Origin of the sequence: Mycolicibacterium sphagni (assembly GCF_002250655.1) — a bacterium.
GTDB lineage: Bacteria > Actinomycetota > Actinomycetes > Mycobacteriales > Mycobacteriaceae > Mycobacterium > Mycobacterium sphagni.
On the sequence record NZ_NOZR01000010.1, the window covers coordinates 1 to 21856 of the forward strand.

Below are 21856 nucleotides of genomic sequence, written 5' to 3' on the forward strand. Positions count from 1 at the left end.
CCCCCTCGCGAGCCTCTTTCCGCCGCCGGCTCCCGCGGATCCCGTCGCGCCGCACTGACGCCGGGCTCGTATTGTGGCCCCATGTTCATCGTCGGCATGGTGTGCCTCTGTATGGCCGTCCTGGTCGGCGGCTCGGGCATCTGGACGCTGACCCGGCCGCCAGCTGCCGACGTCACCGGCCAGGTGTTGCGGTCGGTCGCCCCGACGCAACTGGCCGCGGCCGTGATGCTGATGGCCGGCGGCTCGGCCGCGTTGGCGGCGCCCGCACACACCGGGCTGCTGGTGCTGATCGTCTGCGTGGTCGGCGCCGTGGGAACCGTCGCCGCCGGTTCATGGCAGGGTGCGCGTTACGCCGCGCGCCGGGAAGCCCAAGCCAGCTGCTCCACCGGCAGCTGCGCCGGCTGCACGCTGTCGTGCAAGTGAGGCCCGCGACGTCCTGATGAAGGCAGTACTGTCACGGATTCCCGTCGACACGTTCCTACTTTTGCTTGTCGGCGTCGTCGTACTGGCCTCGCTGGTGCCCGCCCGCGGCAGCGCCGCCGACGTGCTGTCGGTGGCCACCAAAATCGTCATTGCGCTGCTCTTCCTGCTCTACGGCGCGCGGCTGTCGCCGCAGCAGGCGTGGCACGGAGTTCGGCAATGGAAGCTGCACCTGCTCGTACTGGCCACCACGTTCGTGGCGTTCCCGCTGCTCGGGCTGGCGGCCCGGGCACTCGTGCCGTCGGTGCTGACCCCCGACCTCTACACCGGACTGCTGTTCCTGTGCCTGGTGCCCTCCACCGTGCAGTCCTCGATCGCCTTCACCTCCATGGCGCGCGGGCACGTGTCGGCGGCGATCGTCAGCGCCTCGCTGTCCAACATCGTCGGCGTGTTCCTCACCCCGCTTCTGGTCCTGGTGCTGATGCCGCTCGGCGGGAGTCCGAGGGTCGACGGGTCGGCGGTGCTCGACATCGTGCTGCAGCTGCTGGCGCCGTTCGCCCTCGGCCAGCTGCTGCGGCCATGGCTGGCTCCGGTGGTCACCCGGCACGCGGTGCTGACCAAGGTCGTCGACCGCGGCTCCGTCCTCCTGGTCGTCTACGCCGCGTTCTCGGCAGGGATGGCCGAGCACATCTGGAGCAGCGTGCAGCCCTGGCGGGTAGCGGCTGTCGCGGCGGTCAGCAGCGTGCTGCTGGCCATCGTGCTGGGCTTGACGCGGATCACCGGCAGACTGGCCCGGCTGGACCGCGGAGACGCGATCGTCCTGCTGTTCTGCGGGTCGAAGAAAAGTCTGGCCTCCGGGCTACCGATGGCCCTGGTGTTGTTCCCGGCCAGCAGCGTCGGCCTGATCATGTTGCCGCTGATGCTGTTTCACCAGATTCAGCTCTTCGCCTGCGCGGTAATCGCCACCCGGATGGGCCGGGATGCGCAGCCGATCAGTTCCGGCTGACGTCGATCGGGTGGGTAGCCAGCAGCGACAGCGGCAGTGGCTGGCGACGCAACACCCGTGACCACAGATCCACCCGCTGCTCCACCAGCACATCAGAAGGCAACGCGGACAACACAATCCAGTCGTCGCGTTCGATCTCGCCCTCCAGCTGGCCGATGGTCCAGCCAGAGTAGCCTGCGAAAACCCGCACGCCTTCGACGGCCGGTGCGATCAGATCGGGGTCGGCGTCGAGATCCACCATCACCATGCGGCCGGCCACATGGCGCAGCCCGGGCATGCCCTGTGGATCGGTGCCCACCCGCAGCGTGCCCAGGCACAATGCGGAATCCCGCTTGACGGGTCCGCCGATGAACATCGTCTTGGGCTTGGAGGCGAGTTTGGCCCACTGGGGCAACACGTTGTAGACGGCAGTCTCGCTGGGTCGGTTGAGCACCACACCCAGGGTGCCGCCGTCGTTGTGCTCGACGACGTAGATCACACTGCGCCGAAACGTGGGTTCCAACAGGTCGGTGTTGGCCAGCAACAACGTGCCGGGCCGCACCCGGTTCGCCGCGCGCGCGACAAAGTCTTCGGGGTCCTCGGACTGCGACACCACACCATCATGGCATCAGGTAGGTGTTGCTGCGGTAACAGGCGCGTATGGATATTTGTACTGTTGGTCGGATGGCCGACAGCCGCGCACCCGGTTCGCTCTGGCGATCGGTGCGCAGCCTGCCCGAGTTCTGGCGACTGCTGGAGCTTCGGACCGCAAGCCAATTCGGTGACGGCCTCTTTCAGGCCGGTCTTGCCGGTGGGTTGCTGTTCAATCCGGAGCGGGCGGCGACCCCGTGGTCGGTGGCCGGCTCATTCGCTGTGCTGTTTCTGCCGTACTCGATTCTCGGCCCATTCGCAGGCGCACTGCTGGACCGCTGGGACCGCCGCGCCGTACTGGTCGCGGCGAACCTGGCGCGGCTGGTGTTGGTGATCGGGGTCGCGGTGCTGCTCGCCGTGAGCGCCGAGGACCAAGCCGTGCTCTGTGGCGCGCTGATCATCAACGGGTTCAGCCGGTTCGTCACCTCCGGACTCTCGGCGGCGCTGCCTCACGTCGTCCCGCGCGAGCGGGTCGTCACCATGAATTCCGTCGCCACCGCGACGGGGGCCACTGCCACCTTCCTCGGCGCGAACTTCATGCTGTTGCCCCGCTGGATCTTCGGCTCCGGAGATACCGGCGCCGCCACCGTCATGCTGCTGGTCGCGATTCCCGTCGCGATCGCACTCGTGCTGTCGTTGCGCTTCCCCCGACACGAACTGGGGCCCGACCACACCGCGCGCGCCGTTCACGGATCGGCGTTCTACGCGGTGGCCACCGGGTGGGTGTACGGCGCCCGCACCGTGCTGAGCACCCCGACGGTCGCGGCCACACTGGCCGGCTTGGCCAGCCACCGCATGGTGTTCGGGATCAACACCCTGCTGGTACTTGTGATCGTGCGGCACAGCGACACTCAGGCCGTGGGCGGGCTCGGTACCGCCGTGGTGTTCGTCGCCGCCACCGGCGGCGGCTCGTTCCTGGCGAACGTGCTCACCCCCGCCTCGATCAAACGCTGGGGCCGGTATGCGACGGCCAACGGGGCACTGTTGTGCGCGGCGGTCATCCAGTTGGCGGGTGCCACACTGCAACTCGCGGTGATGGTCGTGTGCGGATTTCTGCTGGGGCTGGCCGGCCAGATGGTCAAGCTGTGCGCCGACACCGCCATGCAGATCGACGTCGACGACGCACTGCGCGGCCACGTCTTCGCCGTTCAGGACTCGCTGTTCTGGGTGTCGTTCATCGCGGCGACCATCCTGTCGGCGGCGGTGCTGCCGGCCGACGGCCACTCGCCGGGCCTCGCCCTGGCCGGCACGGCTATTTATCTGGCCGGGCTGGCGCTGCACGCGATTGTGGGGCGCGGCCGGCTCCCTGCGTCCTAGGTTGGGCTCATGACAGCCGCGGACCCGATCGTCGACGACCTGCGCGACGAAAGCGATGCCCTCGACGCCCTGGTCGCACCGCTGGACCCGCTCGGCTGGGCGCAGCCCACGCCCGCACCCGGCTGGACCGTCGCCCACCAGATCGCCCATCTGCTCTGGACGGACCGGGTGGCGTGGCTCTCGATCACCGACGAACCCGCGTTCGGCGAACAGCTCACCGCCGCGCACGAGGACCCCCTCGGCTTCGTCGACAAGGCCGCCGAAGAATTGGCGCTCACCCCACCCGATCGACTGCTGGCGCAATGGCGCGACACTCGGACACAACTGCACACCGCACTGCGCGGCGTGGCCGAGGGGCGCAAGCTGCTGTGGTTCGGGCCCCCGATGAGTGCGGCATCCATGGCGACCGCGCGTTTGATGGAAACCTGGGCGCACGGTCTGGACGTGGCCGACGCGCTCGGTGCGGCGGTCGCGCCGTCGAGCCGGTTGAAGTCGATCGCCCATCTGGGTGTGCGCACCCGCGACTTCGCGTTCAGCGTGCACGGATTGACCCCGCCCGCCGAGCCGTTCCACGTCGACCTGACCGCACCCGACGGCACGCACTGGACGTGGGGACCGCACGACGCCGGGCAGCGGGTCACCGGCTCAGCGGTGGACTTCTGTTGTCTGGTCACCCAGCGTCGTCCACGCGCCGAGCTCGACGTGATCGCCGACGGCACCGACGCCGCACGGTGGCTCGAAATCGCCCAAGCTTTCGCCGGGCCGCCCGGCAAAGGTAGATAGTGCACCACACTGCCAACGCATAGCTTGACTTAATTGTTTGCTACATCCTTGGATGGTCGACAATCGCGCCTGCCCAACGCGATTTCACCTACAGGGCAATTGGTTGCTTAGGGCAGTATCATCGGCCGTCATGCGCACCCGCCTGCTCGCTGCCATCGCAGCGGGGGCAGTGAGCATCCCGGGATTGGCCGCGTGCGCGAGCACTCCCGCCCCTGGGGAGCCGACCCAGTCGTCCCCCGCTGGCGCGGCGTCGACGCCGACGCCGACGCCGACGCCGACGCAAAACCCTTACGGCATCGGCACGATCGACCCTCCCCCGCCAGGACAGCCCGTCCTGACAGTGAGCGGAGGCAACACCCCGCTGGCCCTGACCCTCGACCAGCTCAACGAGCTCGGCCGCACGACCGTCGCGCTGGACGAACCCTTCGTCAAGAGACGGGAAACCTACAGCGGCGTCCCGCTGGCCGTCGTCCTCGGCAAGGCCGGGATCCCCGATTCCGCCACCGTCGACACCGTCGGGCTCGACGACTACCACTACGTCAGCGCCGCCAAGCCCATGATCGAGTCGCGGGCCCTGATCGCCACCCAGCGCGACGGCACACCGATCCCCTATGACCAGGGCGGCCCGATCCGCATCGTGTTTCCCGACGGGACGCCGCTGTCGTCAGTGCTAGACGCGTGGAACTGGAGCCTGGCCGCCATCAAGGTCAAAACCCCCGGCGGGCCCGCGTCATGATCACCGACCAGTGGCTGCGGGCCCCCGGCCCACGACTCACCCTCAACCGCGGCCAACAGGTCGTGGCGGCCATCCTGGTGCTACTGCTGGTCACCCTGGTCGTGGTGAGCATCCAATCCTCAGCTGACCAGCGGGCCTACACCCACCACACCGCCCGCACCGAACCCGTCAGCAACAACACGTTTTTCACCGTCCGCGACTCGCTCACCTACATCGAAAAAGCCGAGCAATACCTACTCGGCGTCGTGCCGCGCCGAGACGTGCAGCTGGCCCGAGCCCTCCTCGCCCAGCGCCTACGGGTAATCGCCGCGAACGGCGTGAGCGCCGCCGACGCCGCCTCACCCGAATACCGCTGGGCCCTCAACGCATTGGACAGCGTCATCGCCGAGGCACCGGCCGGTATCCTGCCCGCCGATCAGCGCACCAAATGGGCCGGCACCATCCTGCCCCGAGCAGAAGTGCTCTCCGAGGCGACGCATGCGCTGGTCGCCGGTAACCCGAACGGTCTGCACCGCTTCGACCGCTCCGCCGAGGAGGGGCTACTGCGCGGCCGGGTGGTCCAGCTGGCGATGCTGATCGCCGCGCTGGTACTCGCCGCGGCGCTGGTGTGGTGGATCGCCGCCAACGTCGTGCGCCAATACCGCGACACCCGAAGGGCTTTCGACGACGAGCGGGATACGCTGCGCAAGACCGAAGACCGCCTCGACCGGGTGTCGGCGCTGGAACGCGGACAGGCCCGCATCCTCGAACGGATCGCCACCGCCGACCCGGTGTCGTCAGTCCTGCGCCAGATCGTGCAGCTGGCCGCCGAAGTCTCCGGCGCGACGGCCGTCCGCATCGCGATGGGCCCGCGCTCGGTGGTCTACCCGATCGGCTCCGACGTATCCGAGGCCCCAGCCTGGACCGGGACGGTCACCGACACCGCCGACACCGCCGGCACCTTGGAGGTCTACGGCGACCCGGAGTCCTTCGACGACCTCGCCCACACCACCCTGGTCCGCTGTCGGGACCTGGTGACGCTGGCGCTCGAACGCGACGCGTCCGCACGCCGGCTGTCCTACCAGGCCAGCCACGACGCGCTCACCGGACTGGCCAACCGCAGCCTGCTGCTGAGCCGGCTGTCGCAGAGCCTGATGCTCGCTCGCCACCGCGGCACCCCGCTGGCCGTGCTGTTCTGCGACCTGGACCGCTTCAAGATGGTCAACGACTCCATCGGGCACGCCGGCGGTGACGAGCTGCTCATCGAGGCGGCGCGGCGGCTCTCGACGACGGTCCGTGAAACCGACACCGTGGCCCGCCTCGGCGGCGACGAGTTTGTGGTGCTGTGTCCCGAATTACCCGACCGGGCCCAAGCCATCACGCTGGCCGAACGCATCCGAACCACCCTCAGCGCGCCGTACACGATCGACGGCAAGGAGGCGTTCGTCGACGCCAGCATCGGGATCACGTTCGCCGATGAATCCACCGTGTCGGGTGCCGAGCTGATGCGCGAAGCCGACGTGGCGATGTACCGGGCCAAGCTGACTGACGGCAGTCACATCAACGTCTTCGATTCCCATCTCGAGGCCGAGGTCGCCCAGCGCCTCGACCTCGACACCGCGCTGCGGCACGCGGTGGGCCGAAATCAGTTGCGGCTCAGCGCCCAACCGATCGTCACGCTCGACACCGGCGTCATCACCGGATTCGAAGTGCTGCTGCAGTGGCACCGGCCCGGGATGCCCGTGCTTTACCCCGGCGCGTTCATTCCACTGGCCGAGGACAACGGCATGATCGTCGAGATCGGTCGCTGGGTATTGCGGGAGACCATCGAGACACTGGCCCGCTGGCGAGCCGACGGACTGGCCCTCGACCTGACGATGTCGGTCAACGTCTCGCCCCGCCAGGTGCGCGAGCCGGGCTTCGCCGAGGAGGTGCTGCAGTTGCTCGACAAGGCCGGGCTGCCGCCCGAATCACTGATCATCGAACTCACCGAGCACGCCCTGGTCGACCTACGGGTGGCCCACCCCGTCCTGGCGCGGCTGCGCGACGCCGGCGTCAGCGTCTCGCTCGACGACTTCGGGACGGGCTATTCGTCCCTGACCCAGCTGCGCACCCTGCCGGTCGACCAGATCAAGCTCGATCGCTCGTTCGCCGCCGCGCTCGACCACGGCGACGCCAAGCAGCGGGCCGTGGTGCAGTCGGTGGTGTCGCTGGCCAGCGCGCTGGCGCTCGACCTGGTCGTGGAAGGCATCGAGACGGTCGCCGAACGCGACACCCTCCTGGATCTCGGCGCCCGCAAGGGGCAAGGCTTCCTCTATCACCAGCCGGTGCTGTGCGACCTCGCTCGCGCGCTGCTCGAGACGGGCGGGGTGTGCGCGGTGCCCGCCGAGGGCAGCTACAGCGCGCTCGCGGCGTCGGCGGTGCCGTCACCGTCGCTGTCGGTCAACGTCAGATCCCAGCTCCCGTCGCCGTCGGTGTCGACGTAACCGGTGTCGAAACCACCGTCGCCGGCCCGCAAAACGCGGTCGGCCAATCCGTCACGGTTGACGTCCAGTAACCGATCGGGTCGCCCGTCGGCATCGAAATCGATTGGGCCACTTGCCGTGTGCTCGACACCGTCGAGACCGAACCAGCGCAGCGGCCCGCCCGCCCCTGTCGGCGTCATGGCCCAGGTGCCGGACCCGTCGTCGGTGTAGAGGCTCGCTGGGATACCGTCGGCGCCGTCCAGGTCGAACGCGGCATGATCGGCCAGGCCGTTGCCGTCGAGATCGGCCAGCGCATCGTCGTAGATCCCGTCACCGTCGATATCGAGGCGCACACCGTCGGGCTCGCCGTCGCCGTCGATATCGACATCCGGGTGAGCGCTGAACATCGCGGCCGTGCCATCGCCAGATCCCAGGCAGTAGTCCATACCGACTCAGACGCTGGGTTGACCGTTCTCGTTCCACCAAGCCCGCAACTCTGCGACGGCTTCGTCGTGGTCCAGCGGGCCGCGATCCAGGCGCAGCTCCTTGAGGAAATTCCAGGCCTGCCCTACCTGCGGGCCAGGCGGAATGCCAAGCAGCTTCATGATCTCGTTGCCGTCCAGATCCGGGCGCACCCGCGCCAGGTCCTCCTTGGCGGCCAGTTCGGTGATCCGTTGCTCGAGCTGGTCGTAGTTGGCCTGCAGCCGAGCCGCCCGCCGCTTGTTGCGGGTGGTGCAATCGGCGCGAACCAGCTTGTGCAACCTGGGAAGTAGCGGTCCGGCGTCGGCGACGTAGCGGCGCACTGCCGAGTCTGTCCACTTGCCGTCGCCGTATCCGTGAAACCGCAGATGCAGGTACACCAGCTGCGAGACGTCGTCGACCATCTGTTTGGAGTACTTCAGCGCCCGCATCCGCTTGCGGACCATCTTCGCCCCGACCACCTCGTGGTGATGAAAACTCACCCCGCCGTCGGACTCGTGCCGGCGGGTGGCCGGCTTGCCGATGTCGTGCAGCAGCGCAGCCCACCGCAAGACGAGGTCAGGACCTCCCTGGCCGTCCCCCGAGTCGCTGTGCTCCTGCCCCCTGGGACCCTCCAACTCCATGGCCTGGCGGAGCACCGTCAACGAATGCTGATAGACGTCCTTGTGCTGATGGTGTTCGTCGATGGCCATCTGCATGCCGCCGATCTCGGGCAGCACCACCTCACCCATCCCGGTCTGGACCATCAGGTCGAGGCCCGCGACCGGGTCGGCGCCCAGCAGCATCTTGTCCAGCTCGACGGCCACCCGCTCGACGGTGATCCGGCCCAATTGCGGCGCCATCTCGACGATCGCGGCCCGCACCCGGTCCGACACGTCGAACTGCAGCTGCGAGACGAAGCGGGCCGCGCGCAGCATCCGCAGCGGGTCGTCGCCGAACGACACTTCCGGCGCCGCCGGGGTGTCGAGGATCCGCTGGCGCAGCGCCGTCAGGCCACCGAGTGGGTCGATGAAGTCGCCGGGGCCGTCGGCGGTGATGCGCACTGCCATCGCGTTGACGGTGAAGTCGCGACGCACGAGGTCGTCCTCGAGCCGGTCGCCGTAGCGCACCTGCGGGTTGCGTGACACCTGGTCATAGCTGTCGGCGCGGAACGTGGTGATCTCCAGCCGGTCGCGGCCCTTACCGACGCCGACGGTGCCGAATTCGATACCGGTATCCCAAAGCGCATCCGCCCAGGGACGCACGAGGCGCTGAACGGCTTCGGGCCGCGCGTCCGTGGTGAAGTCGAGGTCTGTGGTCAGCCGGCCCAAGAAGGCGTCGCGCACGCTGCCGCCGACCAAATAGAGCTCGTGGCCCGCGGCAGCGAACAGGCCGCCGATTTCGCGCAGCAGTCCACCCTGCCGATTGAGCGCGACGAGCGCCCGGGCGAGCAGCTCGACGTCCTGGGTGGCTTCAGACACGTGGCATGAGCCTACTGGTCTACCGGCGAGTGTGGTCGGGACGTCATCCCGTGCCAGCTACTATCGCTTGGGTGTCGGACGGCGAACAGGCCAAACCACGACGGCGCCGGGGTCGGCGCCGCGGCCGACGCGCGGCCGGTCCGGCAAATCCCCTCCCCGCCGACTCCGCCGCCACGGAAGTCTCCGACGCCCCAGCCGCATCCCCCGCCACCAACGGCGGCAACGGCGAGCCCCCGCCGGGCAAACCCGGCCGGCCGCGATCGTCGCGGCGCGCCCCGGCCCGGCTGCGCACCGTGCACGAGACCTCGGCGGGCGGGCTGGTCATCGACGGCATCGACGGGCCGCCCGAAACTCAGGTGGCCGCCCTGATCGGCCGGGTCGACCGGCGCGGCCGGATGCTGTGGTCACTGCCGAAGGGCCACATCGAACAAGGCGAGACCGCCGAAGAGACCGCGATCCGCGAAGTCGCCGAGGAAACCGGCATCCGCGGCCAGGTCCTGGCCGCCCTCGGCAGCATCGACTACTGGTTCGTCACCGAAGGCCGCCGCGTCCACAAAACCGTGCACCACTACCTCATGCAATTCTCGGGCGGTGAGCTCTGCGACGAAGACGTCGAAGTCACCGAGGTGGCCTGGGTGCCGGTCGGTGAATTGCCCAAGCGCCTGGCCTATGCCGACGAACGCAAGCTCGCCGAGATCGCCGGGGAGCTGATCCAGCTGCTGCAGTCCGACGGCGTCGCCGCGCTGCCGCCGCTGCCGCGCACCACACCTCGCCGGCGCCCACAGACGCATTCGCACACCCGCAACCGTCGCTCCGACGACGCCGGGCCACGTCAATCCGGCCCGCGGACGAACGGCTGCGGACCGGGAACGTGACCATGCCGAGACGGGTCGGCAAGCTGCCCCGGATCCCCGCGATCCTCGGTGTGCTTGCCCTGCTCGCGATGCCAACTATCGCGCCGGCCGCCGCCGGTGAACCCGGGTCGACGCCGTTCCTGCAGGTCCGCATTGACAGTGTCGCGCCGGACCTGATCACCACCACCAGTGAGCCGACCATCACCGTCACTGGCACCGTCACCAATGTCGGCGATCGGCCGGTGCACGACGTCGTCGCCCGCCTCGAACACGCCGCCGCGGTGAACTCGTCAGCAGGTCTGCGCACCAACCTCGACGGCAACAACGACCAATTTCAGCCCGTCGGCGAGTTCACCACCGTCGCCGACGAGATGCAGCGCGGCCAAGCGGTCGGATTCACCTTTCGTTATCCGATCCGGTCGCGGACTGAACCGTCGCTGGGCATCGACAACCCCGGCGTGTACCCGCTGCTGGTGAACATCAACGGCACCCCGGATTACGGCGACGCCGCCCGCCTCGACGACGCCCGGTTCCTGTTGCCGGTTCTGGGTGTGCCGGCCGATGCGGCCGACGCCGCGCCCGAAACCCTTACCGACGTGGTGCCCCCGGACACCACCAAGCCCGTCGCGGTGACGATGCTGTGGCCGCTGGCCGACAAACCGCGACTGGCACCCGGTGTGCCGGGCGGCACCACGCCCGTCCGGCTGATGAACGATGACCTCGCCGTGTCACTGGCTCCCGGCGGGCGCCTCGACACCCTGCTGTCGGCGGTGGACTTCGCCACCAGCCCGGCCGTCGACCCAGGCGGGGAAACCACCCGCGCACTGTGCCTCGCGGTCGACCCCGACCTGCTGGTGACCGTCAACGCGATGACCGTCGGTTATGTCGTCTCCGACGCCCCCGACGGGCTGGGCGCCGCCTCCCACCCCGGTACCGGCCAGGCCGCAGCGGCCGCCTGGCTGGACAAGCTGCGCGCCCTGGCCAAGCGGATGTGCGTCGCGCCCACCCCGTACGCGCAGGCCGACCTCGGCGCACTGCAGCGGGTCGGCGACGCCGGTCTGAATTCCGCAGCGGTTGCCAGCGCGGGCGACATCATCGATCAGATCCTGGGCATCACTTCGGTGCGCGGCGCCACGATCCTCGGCGATGGCCCACTGACCCCGCCTGCCGTCGACCTGCTGGGTAGCCAGGGGTCAACGGTGGCGATCGCCGCCGCCGACTGCTCTGCGCAGGACTCCTCGACCGGTGAGCCGATGATCGCCGACCTAGCACCGCGCAGGCTCTCCCCCCAGGTGGTGATGGCGCCGTTCGACCCGGCCGTCGGCGCCGCGCTGGCCGCCGTCGGCACCGACCCCGATCTGCCGACGTATCTGGACTCGTCGCTGGATGTTCCGCTGAACCACGACTCGACAGTCGCCCGGCGCCAGGACGCCATCGGCTCGATTCTGTGGCGGGCGCTGCAGCCGGGCGCCGAACCGCGCGACCAGATCCTGCTGCCGCCGCTGAAGTGGAGCCCGCAGCCCAGCGACGCGCAGTCGATGCTGACCGCGCTGGCCACCACGATCCACTCCGGGCTGGCCGTTCCGCGCCCGCTGGATGTGGTCATCACGCAGTCGACCGCGGAGGCCGGCGCCGCCAGCCCCGGCGCCAACCTGCCGGCCGACAACCGCGGCCGATTCGACGACGACGTCGTCTCGACGATCGCCGGCCAGGTCGGCCGGCTGTGGGGGCTGACGGCGGCGCTGACCACCGACCAACGCACCGGGCTGACCGGCCCGCAGTACACCGCGCCGCTGCGCGAGGACATGCTGCGGGCGCTGAGTCAGACCGAGCCGGCTGACGAGCGCAACGACCTGGCCCGGCAACGCCTGGCGGTGGTCGGCACCACGATCGGGGATCTGTTCGGCGCGGTCACGATCGTCAATCCGGGTGGCTCCTACACGCTGGCCACCGAGCACAGCCCGCTGCCCCTGGCGGTCCGCAACGACCTGGCGGTCCCGATCCGGGTACGCCTGCAGGTCGACGCCCCGCCGGGCATGACGGTCACCGATCTCGGCGTACAAGAGGTGCCGCCGGGCTATCTGCCGCTGCGGGTGCCCATCGAGGTGCACTTCACCCAGCGCGTCGCCGTCGACGTCACCCTGCGCACCCCCGACGGGCTGCAACTAGGCGAACCCGTGCGCCTGTCGGTGCACTCCAACGCCTACGGCAAGGTGCTGTTCGCGATCACCCTGATCGGCGGCACGGTCCTGGCACTGCTCGTCGGGCGCCGGCTCTACCACCGCTTCCGTGGCCAGCCCGACCCCGCCGACCTGGACCGCCCGCGGCGGGCTAGCGCCGAGGGCCGCGAATGAAGCCGCCGACCCGCCGACCCGCCGCCTACGTGCGGCCCGATCCCCGCACCCGCGCGGTGCGCGCCGAGCTCTCCGACTCCGCGGTGGTATCGCGCTCCTGGGGGATGGCGCTGGCCACTCTGATCAGCCGCATCACCGGGTTCATCCGCATCGTGCTGCTGGCCGCGATCCTCGGTGCGGCCCTGTCCAGTGCGTTCACCGTGGCCAACCAGCTGCCGAACCTGATCGCGGCGCTGGTGCTGGAAGCCACCTTCACCGCGATCTTCGTGCCGGTCCTGGCCCGCGCCGAACGCGACGACGCCGACGGCGGTGAAGCGTTCGTACGGCGGCTGGTCACCCTGGCCACCGCGCTGCTGCTGGTGGCCACCGTGCTGTCGGTGGCCGCGGCCCCGTTGCTGGTGCGGCTGATGCTCGGCCATGACCCGCAAGTGAACCAGCCCCTGACCACAGCATTCGCGTATCTGCTTCTGCCACAGGTGATCTTCTACGGACTGTCATCGGTGTTCATGGCAATCCTGAACAACCGCAACGTGTTCGGACCACCGGCGTGGGCGCCGGTGATCAACAACGTCGTGGCGATCGCCACCCTCGGCCTGTATCTCATTGTCCCGGGCCCGCTCTCGGTCGACCCGGTTCAGATGGGCAACGCCAAGTTGCTGGTACTGGGCCTCGGAACCACCCTCGGCGTGGTAGCCCAGACCGCAGTGCTGCTAGTCGCGATCCGCGCCGAACGGATCAGCCTGCGCCCACTGTGGGGAATCGACGATCGGCTCAAGCGGTTCGGCACCATGGCCGGGGCCATGGTGCTTTACGTACTGATCAGCCAGCTCGGCCTGGTGGTCGTCAACCAGATCGCCAGCACCGCGGCCGCGTCGGGCCCGGCGATCTACAACTACACCTGGCTGGTGCTGATGCTGCCGTTCGGCATCATCGGGGTCACCGTGCTGACGGTGGTGATGCCGCGGCTGAGCCGCAACGCGGCCGCCGACAACAACTCCGCCGTGTTGGCCGACCTGTCGCTGGCCGCCCGGCTGACGATGGTGACGCTGATTCCGATCGTGGCGTTCATGACCGTCGGCGGTACCGCGATGGGCAGCGCACTGTTCGCGTACGGCAAGTTCGGTGAGGTCGATGCGAACTACCTCGGCATGGCGATCAGCCTGTCCGCGTTCACGCTGATCCCCTACGCGCTGGTGCTGCTGCAACTGCGGGTCTTCTACGCCCGCGAGCAACCGTGGACACCAATCCTGATCATCGTCGCGATCACCGTCGTGAAGATCGCGATCTCACTCCTGGCGCCACACATGACCGCGGATAAGGAACTCGTCGCCGGCTACCTGGGCCTGGCCAACGGCATCGGCTTCCTGGCCGGTGCCGTGCTGGGCTATGTGCTGCTGCACCGCGCCCTCAAACCGCCGCGGGGCAAGCTGCTGAACCTCGAGGTCATCCGCACGATCCTGGTCACCACCGCAGCATCGCTGCTGGCCGGGCTGGTCGCCTACGTCGTCGACCGACTGCTGGGCCTGCAGGCGCTGACCGAGCACGCCGGGGGTATCGGATCGCTGCTGCGGCTCCTGGTGCTCGGCGTGATCATGCTGCCGATCCTGGCCGCAGTGATGCTGACCGCGCGAGTGCCCGACGCCGTCGCCGCGTGGGGCGCGATCAAGCGCCGCATCTCCCGGACCCCGCCTATGGCCGTCACTGCGATCGCCGCGCTCGACCGGCCGCAGGTCCCGGCCCCGGTCACGTACCCTGTGCACAGCAATTCGTCCGGAGCCGGGCACCGGCCCCTGCGGTATGACACACCGGACGGAACGACGGGGAAAGGACCGGAGGTGACCGACCAAACCTCAGGCATGCCCTCCGCCGATTCCACGGGCGACGCGACGACGAAGATCCCGCTCCAGGCCGCCGGCGACTTCCAGCCCGACGTCCCCGACGAGGCGCACGTGGGCACGGTGCCGGCGATGGAATCCACCGCTTCGCCTGGGGAAGATGCCCACCTGATGCCGGGGGCGAGTATCGCCGACGGCCGCTACCGGCTGCTGGTATCCCACGGCGGCCCACCGGGATTGCAGTTCTGGCAGGCGCTGGACACCGCGCTGGACCGACAGGTCGCGCTGACATTCGTCGACCCCGACCGCACCATGTCCGACGAGCAGGTGCAGGAAATCCTTTCCCGCACACTCAAACTCAGCCGTATTGAGCGGCCGGGAATAGCGCGGGTGCTCGACGTCGCCAACACCGGGGCCGGCGGCCTCGTGGTCGCGGAATGGATCCGCGGCGGGTCGCTGAAAGAAGTGGCCGACACCTCGCCCTCCCCCATCGGTGGAGCGCGGGCCGTGCAGGCGCTGGCCGCCGCCGCCGATGCCGCCCACGGGCAGGGTGTCGCGTTGTCCATCGACCATCCCAGCCGGGTGCGGGTCAGCATCGAAGGCGATGTGGCCCTGGCGTTTCCCGCCACGATGCCCGGTGCCAGCCCGGAGGACGACATCCGCGGCATCGGCGCCGCGCTGTATGCCCTGTTGGTGGACCGCTGGCCACTGCCGGAAAAAGGCGCGCCCAGTGGTCTACAGCCGGCCGAGACCGACCCCACCGGTGAACCACTCGAACCCCGCGCGATCGACGGCGCCATCCCCTTCCAGATTTCGGCGGCGGCGGCGCACGCAGTTCAGGCCGACGGCGGCATCCGTTCGGCCCCAACGCTTTTGAACCTGCTTCAGCAAGCCACCGCGGTGGCCGACCGCACCGATCTCATCGAACCGGTCGAGCCGGTGGGCGGCCCGGCCGCCCCACAGCCGGCTGCCGGCGCCGGCGCCGGCGCCGATTCCGATGCCGAGGCGCAGGCCCGGCGCAAGCGCAATCTGCTCATCGGTGTCGGGGTGGGTGGGGCCATCCTTGTGATCGCCCTGATCGTGATGGCCTCTGTGCTCACCAGCATCTTCGGCGACGTCGGCGGCGGCCTCAAAGGCGACCAGCTCGGCCTGAACCCGTCCACCTCCCAGAGTCAGAACAACTCCGCGAGCGGCAGTACCGTCAAACCCGTTAAGGTGACGGTCTTTTCACCGGGCGGCGGCGCGGATAACCCGGACAAGGCCGACCTGGCGGTCACTGGCGGCCCCGGCACCGGCTGGCCGACCGATACCTACACCGATCCGAATCCGTTCCCCAACTTCAAGAACGGCGTCGGGCTGCTGTTGCAACTGCCCCAGCCGACGACCGTCGGCAGTGTCTCGCTGACCGTACCCAGCACCGGCACGCAGGTGCAGATCCGGTCGGCCTCGACAGCCAACCCCACCACCCTCGATGACACCACCGTGTTGACCCAGCCGACCGCACTGCAACCCGGCGCCAACACCATCCAAGTCAACGCGAAAGCACCGACGACGTACCTGGTGGTGTGGATCTCCACCATGGGCACCACTGACGGCAAGAACAAAACCGAGATCTCCGGCCTGACCGTCACGGCCGCTTCCTAGCCTGTTCACAACCCCCGGCTCGGGTGAAGTGCCCGGTCTCGCCGGTTTCAATACTGTCCGGCCATGCTCAGCTCTCCCGGCCCGACCGCCGTTCGCAGCGACGCCGAACTGCTGGCCGCCCACGTCGCCGGGGACCGTTACGCCTTCGAAGAGCTCTTCGGTCGCCACCACAGCCGGCTGTACCGCGTGGCCCGGCGGACCATCCGAAGCCCCGAGGACGCCGCTGACGCGGTCCAGGACGCCATGCTGGCCGCCCACCGCGGCGCCGCCTCCTTCCGGCACGACGCCGCCGTCAGCAGCTGGCTGCACCGCATCGTCATCAACGCCTGCCTGGACCGATTGCGCCGGGCGCAGCCCACTGCCCCGCTCACCGACCAGCGGGCCGTCGGCGATCGCACCGCCGAGGTGGACACCGTCCTGCTGGTGCGCCACGCGCTGATGTGCCTGCCCACCGAACAGCGGGCGGCCGTGCTGGCCGTCGACATGCACGGCTACTCCGTGGCCGACGCCGCCGCGCTGCTGGGTGTCGCTGAGGGCACCGTGAAGAGCCGCCGCGCCCGGGCCCGAGCACGGCTCACCGGCCTACTGCGCAGCTGACATTTCCCGGGTCGCTTCGCTCCTGCCCTCCGGAACACCCGGCACACTGGTCGGGTGGAGCCACCACACACCGTCGCGCCGGCGTCTACGACCGCGGCCACACACGCCAGCCGCCCGGCGCCCCGAACCGGGCGGCTCGTCGCGGCCGGTGTCGGCGTCGCGGCCGTGCTGGCCGCCATCGGCCTGGGAACGGCAGCCCTGCTGCAGTCGGCCGGCCCCACCCACAGCACGCTGACCAGCGCCAGCATGATCACCGTCACCCCCACGATGCCCATTTCCAGCCGTGAGCTGAACGCCCTGATCGCCCGCAGCCCGGACTTCGGCCCGTTGACCGATCCCAAACGGCGGGCGGCGTGCTTGAGCGCGCTGGGCTACCCCAGTTCGGTGCAGGTACTCGGCGCCGAGACGCTGCAGGTCGACGACAAGCAAGCGATCGTGCTGGTGCTGCCCGGCGAACAGCCTGACGTCATCATCGGAGTCACCGTCACGGCGACGTGCAGCTCGGTGGATACCGGACTGATCGCCGACACCACCGTGCGGCGCCCATAGTGCACGGCAGGGAACAGCGCGGCCTACCCTGTTGTTTGACCAGGTGCCCTAGGGGCACCCGACGAACAGGCTCCTCGCCTGCAGACCGGGATCCGGCAGAAAGGCTGGTATGAGCGCCAACGATGTTCATGACGTGATCGTCATCGGATCAGGGCCCGCCGGCTACACCGCGGCGATTTACACTGCCCGCGCGCAGCTGAAGCCCCTGGTTTTCGAAGGCACTTCCTTCGGCGGCGCACTGATGACCACCACCGAGGTGGAGAACTTCCCCGGCTTCCGCTCCGGCATCACCGGACCCGAGTTGATGGACGAGATGCGCGAGCAGGCCCTGCACTTCGGTGCCGACCTGCGGATGGAAGACGTCGAGTCGGTCGACCTGGACGGCCCGGTCAAGAAGGTCGTGACCGGCGACGGCGAGACCCATCTCGCACGTTCGGTCATCCTCGCGATGGGCGCCGCGGCCCGCTACCTGGGAGTCCCCGGTGAGCAGGAACTGCTCGGCCGCGGCGTCAGCGCGTGCGCGACCTGTGACGGGTTCTTCTTCAAGGAGCAGGACATCGCCGTCATCGGCGGTGGCGACTCCGCGATGGAAGAGGCCACATTTCTCACCCGCTTCGCGCGCAGTGTCACCCTGGTGCACCGCCGCGACGAGTTCCGGGCCTCCAAGATCATGCTCGAGCGCGCCCGCGAGAACGAGAAGATCACCTTCCTGACCAACACCGCCGTCGACGCCGTCGAAGGTGACACCACCGTGACCGGCCTGCGTGTTCACAACGTGATCACCGGTGAGGAGTCCATCCTTCCGGTGACGGGCGTGTTCGTCGCCATCGGCCACGACCCCCGCTCGGAGCTGGTGCGCGGCACTGTTGACCTCGACCCGGAGGGCTACGTGCTGGTCCGCGATCACACCACCGCCACCTCGGTTGACGGCGTGTTCGCCGCCGGCGACCTGGTGGACCACACCTACCGGCAGGCCATCACTGCTGCGGGAATGGGCTGTTCGGCCGCGATCGACGCCGAACGCTGGCTGGCCGATGCCGACGACACTGCACACACCGAGATGATTGGAGCACACCAATGAGCGAGGGCGGCGCGACCGTAGCTGTTTCCGACGATTCCTTCAAGGAAGATGTCCTGTCCAGCAATACCCCTGTCCTCGTTGACTTTTGGGCCACCTGGTGCGGCCCATGCCGCATGGTCGCGCCGGTTCTTGAGGAGATCGCCACTGAGAAGGCCGGTTCGCTGAAGGTCGTCAAGCTCGATGTCGACGCCAATCCGGCGACCGCTCGCGACTTCCAGGTTGTCTCGATTCCGACGCTGATTCTGTTCAAGGATGGTCAGCCGGTGAAGCGGATCGTCGGCGCGAAGGGTAAGGCTGCCCTGCTGCGCGAGATCGCCGACATCGTCTAGAACTTCTGGACCGAGACGATTCCGTTACTGACGGCTTCGCCTGCCGTTTTCCGAAATATGGCGGGCTTCTGAGACAATGCTCCCTAGCCTGTGTGAATGGTCAGTGCTTGAAATAGCCAGCTGACAACGGTGACCGAAGGGCCCTGTATGTCGAGTCTTCGCCACGGTGCTGGGGGCGACGCCTCCTGGCACCGGAGCGGCCGCGATGATGTGTTGCGCCGTGGTGACCGCAGCAGCGCCGTCGTGGAAATCCGCGCGGCGTTGGCTGCGCTGGGTTTGGTCGACAACCCCGACGAGAACCTCACCACCGGGAAACATGTGGTGGCCGAGGCGTTCGACGACGATCTCGACCATGCCGTGCGCGCGTTTCAGCAGCGCCGCGGTCTGATCGTGGACGGGATCGTCGGCGAGGCCACCTACCGCGCCCTCAAGGAAGCCTCCTACCGGCTCGGGGCGCGCACCCTGGTCCACCAGTTCGGTGCCCCGATGTACGGCGACGACGTCGCCACGCTGCAGTCCAAGCTGCAGGAACTCGGTTTCTACACCGCGTTGGTGGACGGCTATTTCGGGTTGCAGACCCACAACGCGCTGATGTCCTACCAGCGCGAGTACGGCATGTCCGCCGACGGCATCTGCGGTCCAGAAACGTTGCGCTCCTTGTACTTTCTGGGTTCACGCGTCACCGGCGGCTCGCTGCACGCCATCCGGGAAGAGGAACTGGTCCGCCGCTCGGGGCCGCGGCTGTCGGGCAAGCGGATCATCATCGACCCGGGCCGCGGCGGCAACGACCACGGTCTGATCACTCACGGCCCGGACGGGCCGATCAGTGAGGCAGATATCTTGTGGGACTTGGCAAGTCGGTTGGAAGGCCGGATGACGGCGATCGGCATGGAGACGTTCCTGTCCCGGCCGGCCAGTCGCAGTCCGCTGGACGCCGAGCGTGCCGCGACCGCCAACACCGTCGGCGCCGACCTGATGATCAGCCTGCGCTGCGAAACTCAGCCGAGTCCATCGGCCAACGGTGTCGCGTCGTTCTACTTCGGTAGCTCTCACGGTTCGGTGTCGACCATCGGCCGCAACCTGGCCGACTTCATACAGCGAGAAGTTGTGGCGCGCACCGGATTACGTGATTGCCGGACACACGGACGCACCTGGGATCTGCTGCGGCTGACCCGCATGCCCACTGTCCAGGTCGACGTCGGCTACATCACGAACCCGCGGGACCGCTCGATGCTGGTGACCAACCAGGCTCGCGACTCGATCGCCGAAGGCATTCTGGCCGCGGTCAAGCGGCTCTATCTGCTGGGCAAGAACGACCGGCCGACAGGAACTTTCACGTTCGCCGAGCTACTCGCCCACGAGCTGTCGGTCGAACAGGCCCGGCCCGTACTCTAGCTAGCCGCGAATCTCCGCGCCGGCTCCCACCGGCTGCTCGAGTTGTGCGCGTTGCAGCAGCCGCTCCAACGCCGCCTCGACTTCGGCCTTCCAGCCCAGCCCCTTGTCGAGCTCCAGCCGCAGCCGCGGGAAGTACCGATGCGGGGCGACGACGGTGAACCCCGCGTCGAGGAGAAAGTCTGCCCCGATCATGCACTGCTCGAAGGAGCAGTCCCCCAGCACTTCGACGGCCGGACGCAGATCCGGGTCGACGGCGTCGGGGTCGAGAAGATCGGTGGCGTCTTCGGTGCGTCCGAACGCCTCCAACGCGCGCACGCCACGTCGAACGAGCTCGTTGACCACCTGGCTGATCAAGGACTGCATCAGCCCCTCGGTCTGCCCGGGCTCGATACCCATCGATGTCAGCAAGACGGCGTCCGCGCTGACCGGTCCGGTCGGGAAGCGGTGCGCCCGCGGTACCGCACGCGGCGGCGCGTACAACACGTAGCCGAGGCACGGCTGCTCGTCATCGGACTCCGCTCCCTCGGTTGCCACCGTGGTGGCGATCTGACCGCAGGAGCCCCACTCGAGCATGACCATCGACAGCCACGCTTCCTTCTCGAACTCGGGGTCGGGCAGGTACTCACCACCACCAAGCGTCGCAGGGTCGACTTCCCAGAACACACATCGGCGGGCGTGCTTGGGTAATTGCTCGAACGCTTCGAGCCGCAGCGGCATGATGCGAACGGACACTAGCCTCCCCGGCTTTCACGCGGCGTAAATGCGCACAACAGCACCTTCAGGATAGGAGAGCAGGCGCCGAACGTGCCAGTGGGCGTTGGGCAACTACCAGCGTGACGCGATCGACTCGAAAACGGTTGGCGCACTGCGCGATTCCTCGCTCGACGGGGTCGGCAGCGAACGCTGTCCGACATTGGCGTCACTGTGACGGAATTAGCCGGTATGGCGTTACCTGGATTTTCAGCCTCCAGACCGGTTCATCATGTCCACGATGCGCTGCAAATCGTCGACCGAGCCGAACTCGACGACGATCTTGCCCTTGCGCTTCCCGAGGCTCACCGTCACCCGGGTGTCGAAGGTGCTCGACAGCCGTTCGGCGACCTCTTGGAGGCCGGGCATCTGGATGGGCTTGCGCCGGGGCGCGGTAGGCGTCTTGGTCTCTGACCGGTTGGCGAGAGTGACGGCCTCCTCGGTAGCCCGCACCGACAAGCCCTCGGCGATGATGCGAGCGGCGAGCTCTTCCTGAGCCTCCGGGCCGGCTTCGAGGGAGAGCAACGCGCGCGCGTGCCCGGCCGAGAGCACGCCGGCCGCCACCCGCCGCTGGACGGCGATCGGCAACCGTAGCAAGCGGATCATGTTGGTGATGACCGGACGCGACCGGCCGATGCGGGTGGCAAGTTCTTCGTGGGTGACGTCGAACTCCTCGAGCAATTGCTGGTAGGCCGCCGCCTCTTCCAATGGGTTGAGCTGAACGCGGTGGATGTTCTCGAGTAGTGCGTCGCGCAGCAGGTTGTCTTCGGCGGTCTCCCGCACGATCGCCGGGATGGTCGCCAGCCCGGCTTCCTGGGCCGCGCGCCATCGCCGCTCCCCCATCACGAGTTGGTAGCGGACGGGCGCTCCGGGGGCGGGGTCCGCGACCTCCCGCACCACGATCGGCTGCATGAGACCGAACTCGCGGATGGAGTGCACCAGTTCGGCGAGAGCTTCCTCGTCGAAGACCTGGCGCGGCTGGCGCGGGTTGGGCTCAATGGCCGTGGGATCGATCTCGCGGTAGACCGCCCCGACAGTGTCGACGGCCAGCGGAGGCCCGCCACCGATCACCACATCGGCTGCCGCATCCCCAAGGCGCGGGCCACCGTCAGCGGGTCCGGTTGGAATCAGCGAGGCGAGACCGCGGCCAAGACCGCCCTTTTTCCTCGACGACGGCTGGGTCATTACTATG

19 protein-coding genes are annotated in these 21856 nt (G+C 68.6%); 14 read left to right on the top strand and 5 right to left on the bottom strand.

The features are described from left to right. The first annotated feature begins 81 nt into the window (after window positions 1–81). On the top strand, window positions 82–423 hold the full coding sequence (locus tag CG716_RS13375; protein WP_094480285.1) for a hypothetical protein: 342 nt from the start codon (window positions 82–84) through the stop codon (window positions 421–423). A gap of 16 nt (window positions 424–439) precedes the next feature. After that, window positions 440–1426, top strand: a complete 987-nt coding sequence (locus CG716_RS13380; RefSeq protein WP_094480287.1) for a bile acid:sodium symporter family protein — start codon at window positions 440–442, stop codon at window positions 1424–1426. Here CG716_RS13380 and CG716_RS13385 read toward each other — a convergent pair. After that, window positions 1413–2021: a YqgE/AlgH family protein gene (locus CG716_RS13385; RefSeq protein WP_094480289.1), complete on the bottom strand. Its 609-nt coding sequence runs from the start codon at window positions 2019–2021 to the stop codon at window positions 1413–1415. The two genes, CG716_RS13380 and CG716_RS13385, sit on opposite strands and share 14 nt — an antisense overlap. Window positions 2022–2089: 68 nt before the next feature. Here CG716_RS13385 and CG716_RS13390 point away from each other — a divergent pair, with 68 nt between their 5' ends. The 4 genes from CG716_RS13390 (at window position 2090) to CG716_RS13405 (ending at window position 7357) form a co-directional block, all read left to right on the top strand. After that, the gene (locus CG716_RS13390; RefSeq protein WP_094480291.1) at window positions 2090–3373 is read left to right on the top strand and encodes an MFS transporter; all 1284 of its coding nucleotides are present in this window, start codon (window positions 2090–2092) and stop codon (window positions 3371–3373) included. A 9-nt stretch (window positions 3374–3382) separates the two neighbouring features. Continuing rightward, window positions 3383–4156 carry a TIGR03084 family metal-binding protein gene (locus CG716_RS13395; protein WP_094480293.1) on the top strand — a complete coding sequence of 258 codons (774 nt, stop codon included), beginning with the start codon at window positions 3383–3385 and terminating at the stop codon, window positions 4154–4156. A gap of 130 nt (window positions 4157–4286) precedes the next feature. Continuing rightward, on the top strand, window positions 4287–4892 hold the full coding sequence (locus CG716_RS13400; protein ID WP_165774142.1) for a molybdopterin-dependent oxidoreductase: 606 nt from the start codon (window positions 4287–4289) through the stop codon (window positions 4890–4892). Further along, complete coding sequence (locus CG716_RS13405; RefSeq protein ID WP_094480297.1) at window positions 4889–7357, top strand: putative bifunctional diguanylate cyclase/phosphodiesterase; 2469 nt, start codon at window positions 4889–4891, stop codon at window positions 7355–7357. The genes CG716_RS13400 and CG716_RS13405 overlap by 4 nt, the downstream gene beginning before the upstream one ends. Here the strand turns inward: CG716_RS13405 and CG716_RS13410 are convergent. Further along, window positions 7267–7782, bottom strand: coding sequence for a pullulanase (locus CG716_RS13410; protein ID WP_094480299.1), 516 nt, complete (start codon window positions 7780–7782; stop codon window positions 7267–7269). The genes CG716_RS13405 and CG716_RS13410 overlap by 91 nt on opposite strands. A 6-nt stretch (window positions 7783–7788) precedes the next feature. Continuing rightward, the gene (locus tag CG716_RS13415; RefSeq protein ID WP_094480301.1) at window positions 7789–9276 is read right to left on the bottom strand and encodes a CCA tRNA nucleotidyltransferase; all 1488 of its coding nucleotides are present in this window, start codon (window positions 9274–9276) and stop codon (window positions 7789–7791) included. Between the two features lie 71 nt (window positions 9277–9347). Here CG716_RS13415 and CG716_RS13420 point away from each other — a divergent pair, with 71 nt between their 5' ends. From CG716_RS13420 to CG716_RS13455, 8 genes are all read left to right on the top strand, one after another. Further along, window positions 9348–10151: an NUDIX hydrolase gene (locus CG716_RS13420; protein WP_207760673.1), complete on the top strand. Its 804-nt coding sequence runs from the start codon at window positions 9348–9350 to the stop codon at window positions 10149–10151. A gap of 2 nt (window positions 10152–10153) precedes the next feature. Then, entirely contained in the window at window positions 10154–12484 is a 2331-nt protein-coding gene (locus tag CG716_RS13425) for a DUF6049 family protein (protein ID WP_094480629.1), read from the top strand. Further along, entirely contained in the window at window positions 12481–15963 is a 3483-nt protein-coding gene (gene murJ, locus CG716_RS13430) for a murein biosynthesis integral membrane protein MurJ (RefSeq protein WP_094480303.1), read from the top strand. Before CG716_RS13425 ends, murJ begins: the two co-directional genes overlap by 4 nt. Window positions 15964–16026: 63 nt before the next feature. Continuing rightward, window positions 16027–16560: an RNA polymerase sigma factor SigM gene (gene sigM / locus CG716_RS13435; RefSeq protein ID WP_094480305.1), complete on the top strand. Its 534-nt coding sequence runs from the start codon at window positions 16027–16029 to the stop codon at window positions 16558–16560. A 54-nt stretch (window positions 16561–16614) separates the two neighbouring features. Continuing rightward, window positions 16615–17109: an RsmA family anti-sigma factor gene (locus CG716_RS13440; protein ID WP_094480307.1), complete on the top strand. Its 495-nt coding sequence runs from the start codon at window positions 16615–16617 to the stop codon at window positions 17107–17109. 109 nt (window positions 17110–17218) lie between these two features. Further along, window positions 17219–18190 (top strand): thioredoxin-disulfide reductase, encoded by a 972-nt coding sequence (trxB, locus tag CG716_RS13445; protein WP_094480309.1) that lies wholly within the window; start codon window positions 17219–17221, stop codon window positions 18188–18190. Beyond that, window positions 18187–18519 carry a thioredoxin gene (trxA, locus tag CG716_RS13450; RefSeq protein ID WP_094480311.1) on the top strand — a complete coding sequence of 111 codons (333 nt, stop codon included), beginning with the start codon at window positions 18187–18189 and terminating at the stop codon, window positions 18517–18519. Before trxB ends, trxA begins: the two co-directional genes overlap by 4 nt. 147 nt (window positions 18520–18666) lie before the next feature. Continuing rightward, window positions 18667–19914 carry an N-acetylmuramoyl-L-alanine amidase gene (locus tag CG716_RS13455; RefSeq protein ID WP_165774143.1) on the top strand — a complete coding sequence of 416 codons (1248 nt, stop codon included), beginning with the start codon at window positions 18667–18669 and terminating at the stop codon, window positions 19912–19914. Here the strand turns inward: CG716_RS13455 and CG716_RS13460 are convergent, their stop codons facing one another. Further along, entirely contained in the window at window positions 19915–20646 is a 732-nt protein-coding gene (locus tag CG716_RS13460; protein WP_094480315.1) for an acetyltransferase, read from the bottom strand. A gap of 228 nt (window positions 20647–20874) precedes the next feature. After that, window positions 20875–21849 (bottom strand): ParB/RepB/Spo0J family partition protein, encoded by a 975-nt coding sequence (locus tag CG716_RS13465; protein ID WP_094480317.1) that lies wholly within the window; start codon window positions 21847–21849, stop codon window positions 20875–20877. Window positions 21850–21856: the final 7 nt, after the last annotated feature.

What these genes read in the sequence shown, in the direction of transcription:
- CG716_RS13375 (WP_094480285.1), top strand. Translation starts at nt 82, where the DNA reads ATGTTCATCGTCGGCATGGTGTGCCTCTGTATGGCCGTCCTGGTCGGC.
- CG716_RS13380 (WP_094480287.1), top strand. Translation starts at nt 440, where the DNA reads ATGAAGGCAGTACTGTCACGGATTCCCGTCGACACGTTCCTACTTTTG.
- CG716_RS13390 (WP_094480291.1), top strand. Translation starts at nt 2,090, where the DNA reads ATGGCCGACAGCCGCGCACCCGGTTCGCTCTGGCGATCGGTGCGCAGC.
- CG716_RS13395 (WP_094480293.1), top strand. Translation starts at nt 3,383, where the DNA reads ATGACAGCCGCGGACCCGATCGTCGACGACCTGCGCGACGAAAGCGAT.
- CG716_RS13400 (WP_165774142.1), top strand. Translation starts at nt 4,287, where the DNA reads ATGCGCACCCGCCTGCTCGCTGCCATCGCAGCGGGGGCAGTGAGCATC.
- CG716_RS13405 (WP_094480297.1), top strand. Translation starts at nt 4,889, where the DNA reads ATGATCACCGACCAGTGGCTGCGGGCCCCCGGCCCACGACTCACCCTC.
- CG716_RS13410 (WP_094480299.1), bottom strand. Translation starts at nt 7,782, where the DNA reads ATGGACTACTGCCTGGGATCTGGCGATGGCACGGCCGCGATGTTCAGC.
- CG716_RS13425 (WP_094480629.1), top strand. Translation starts at nt 10,154, where the DNA reads ATGCCGAGACGGGTCGGCAAGCTGCCCCGGATCCCCGCGATCCTCGGT.
- murJ (WP_094480303.1), top strand. Translation starts at nt 12,481, where the DNA reads ATGAAGCCGCCGACCCGCCGACCCGCCGCCTACGTGCGGCCCGATCCC.
- sigM (WP_094480305.1), top strand. Translation starts at nt 16,027, where the DNA reads ATGCTCAGCTCTCCCGGCCCGACCGCCGTTCGCAGCGACGCCGAACTG.
- trxB (WP_094480309.1), top strand. Translation starts at nt 17,219, where the DNA reads ATGAGCGCCAACGATGTTCATGACGTGATCGTCATCGGATCAGGGCCC.
- trxA (WP_094480311.1), top strand. Translation starts at nt 18,187, where the DNA reads ATGAGCGAGGGCGGCGCGACCGTAGCTGTTTCCGACGATTCCTTCAAG.
- CG716_RS13455 (WP_165774143.1), top strand. Translation starts at nt 18,667, where the DNA reads ATGTCGAGTCTTCGCCACGGTGCTGGGGGCGACGCCTCCTGGCACCGG.
- CG716_RS13465 (WP_094480317.1), bottom strand. Translation starts at nt 21,849, where the DNA reads ATGACCCAGCCGTCGTCGAGGAAAAAGGGCGGTCTTGGCCGCGGTCTC.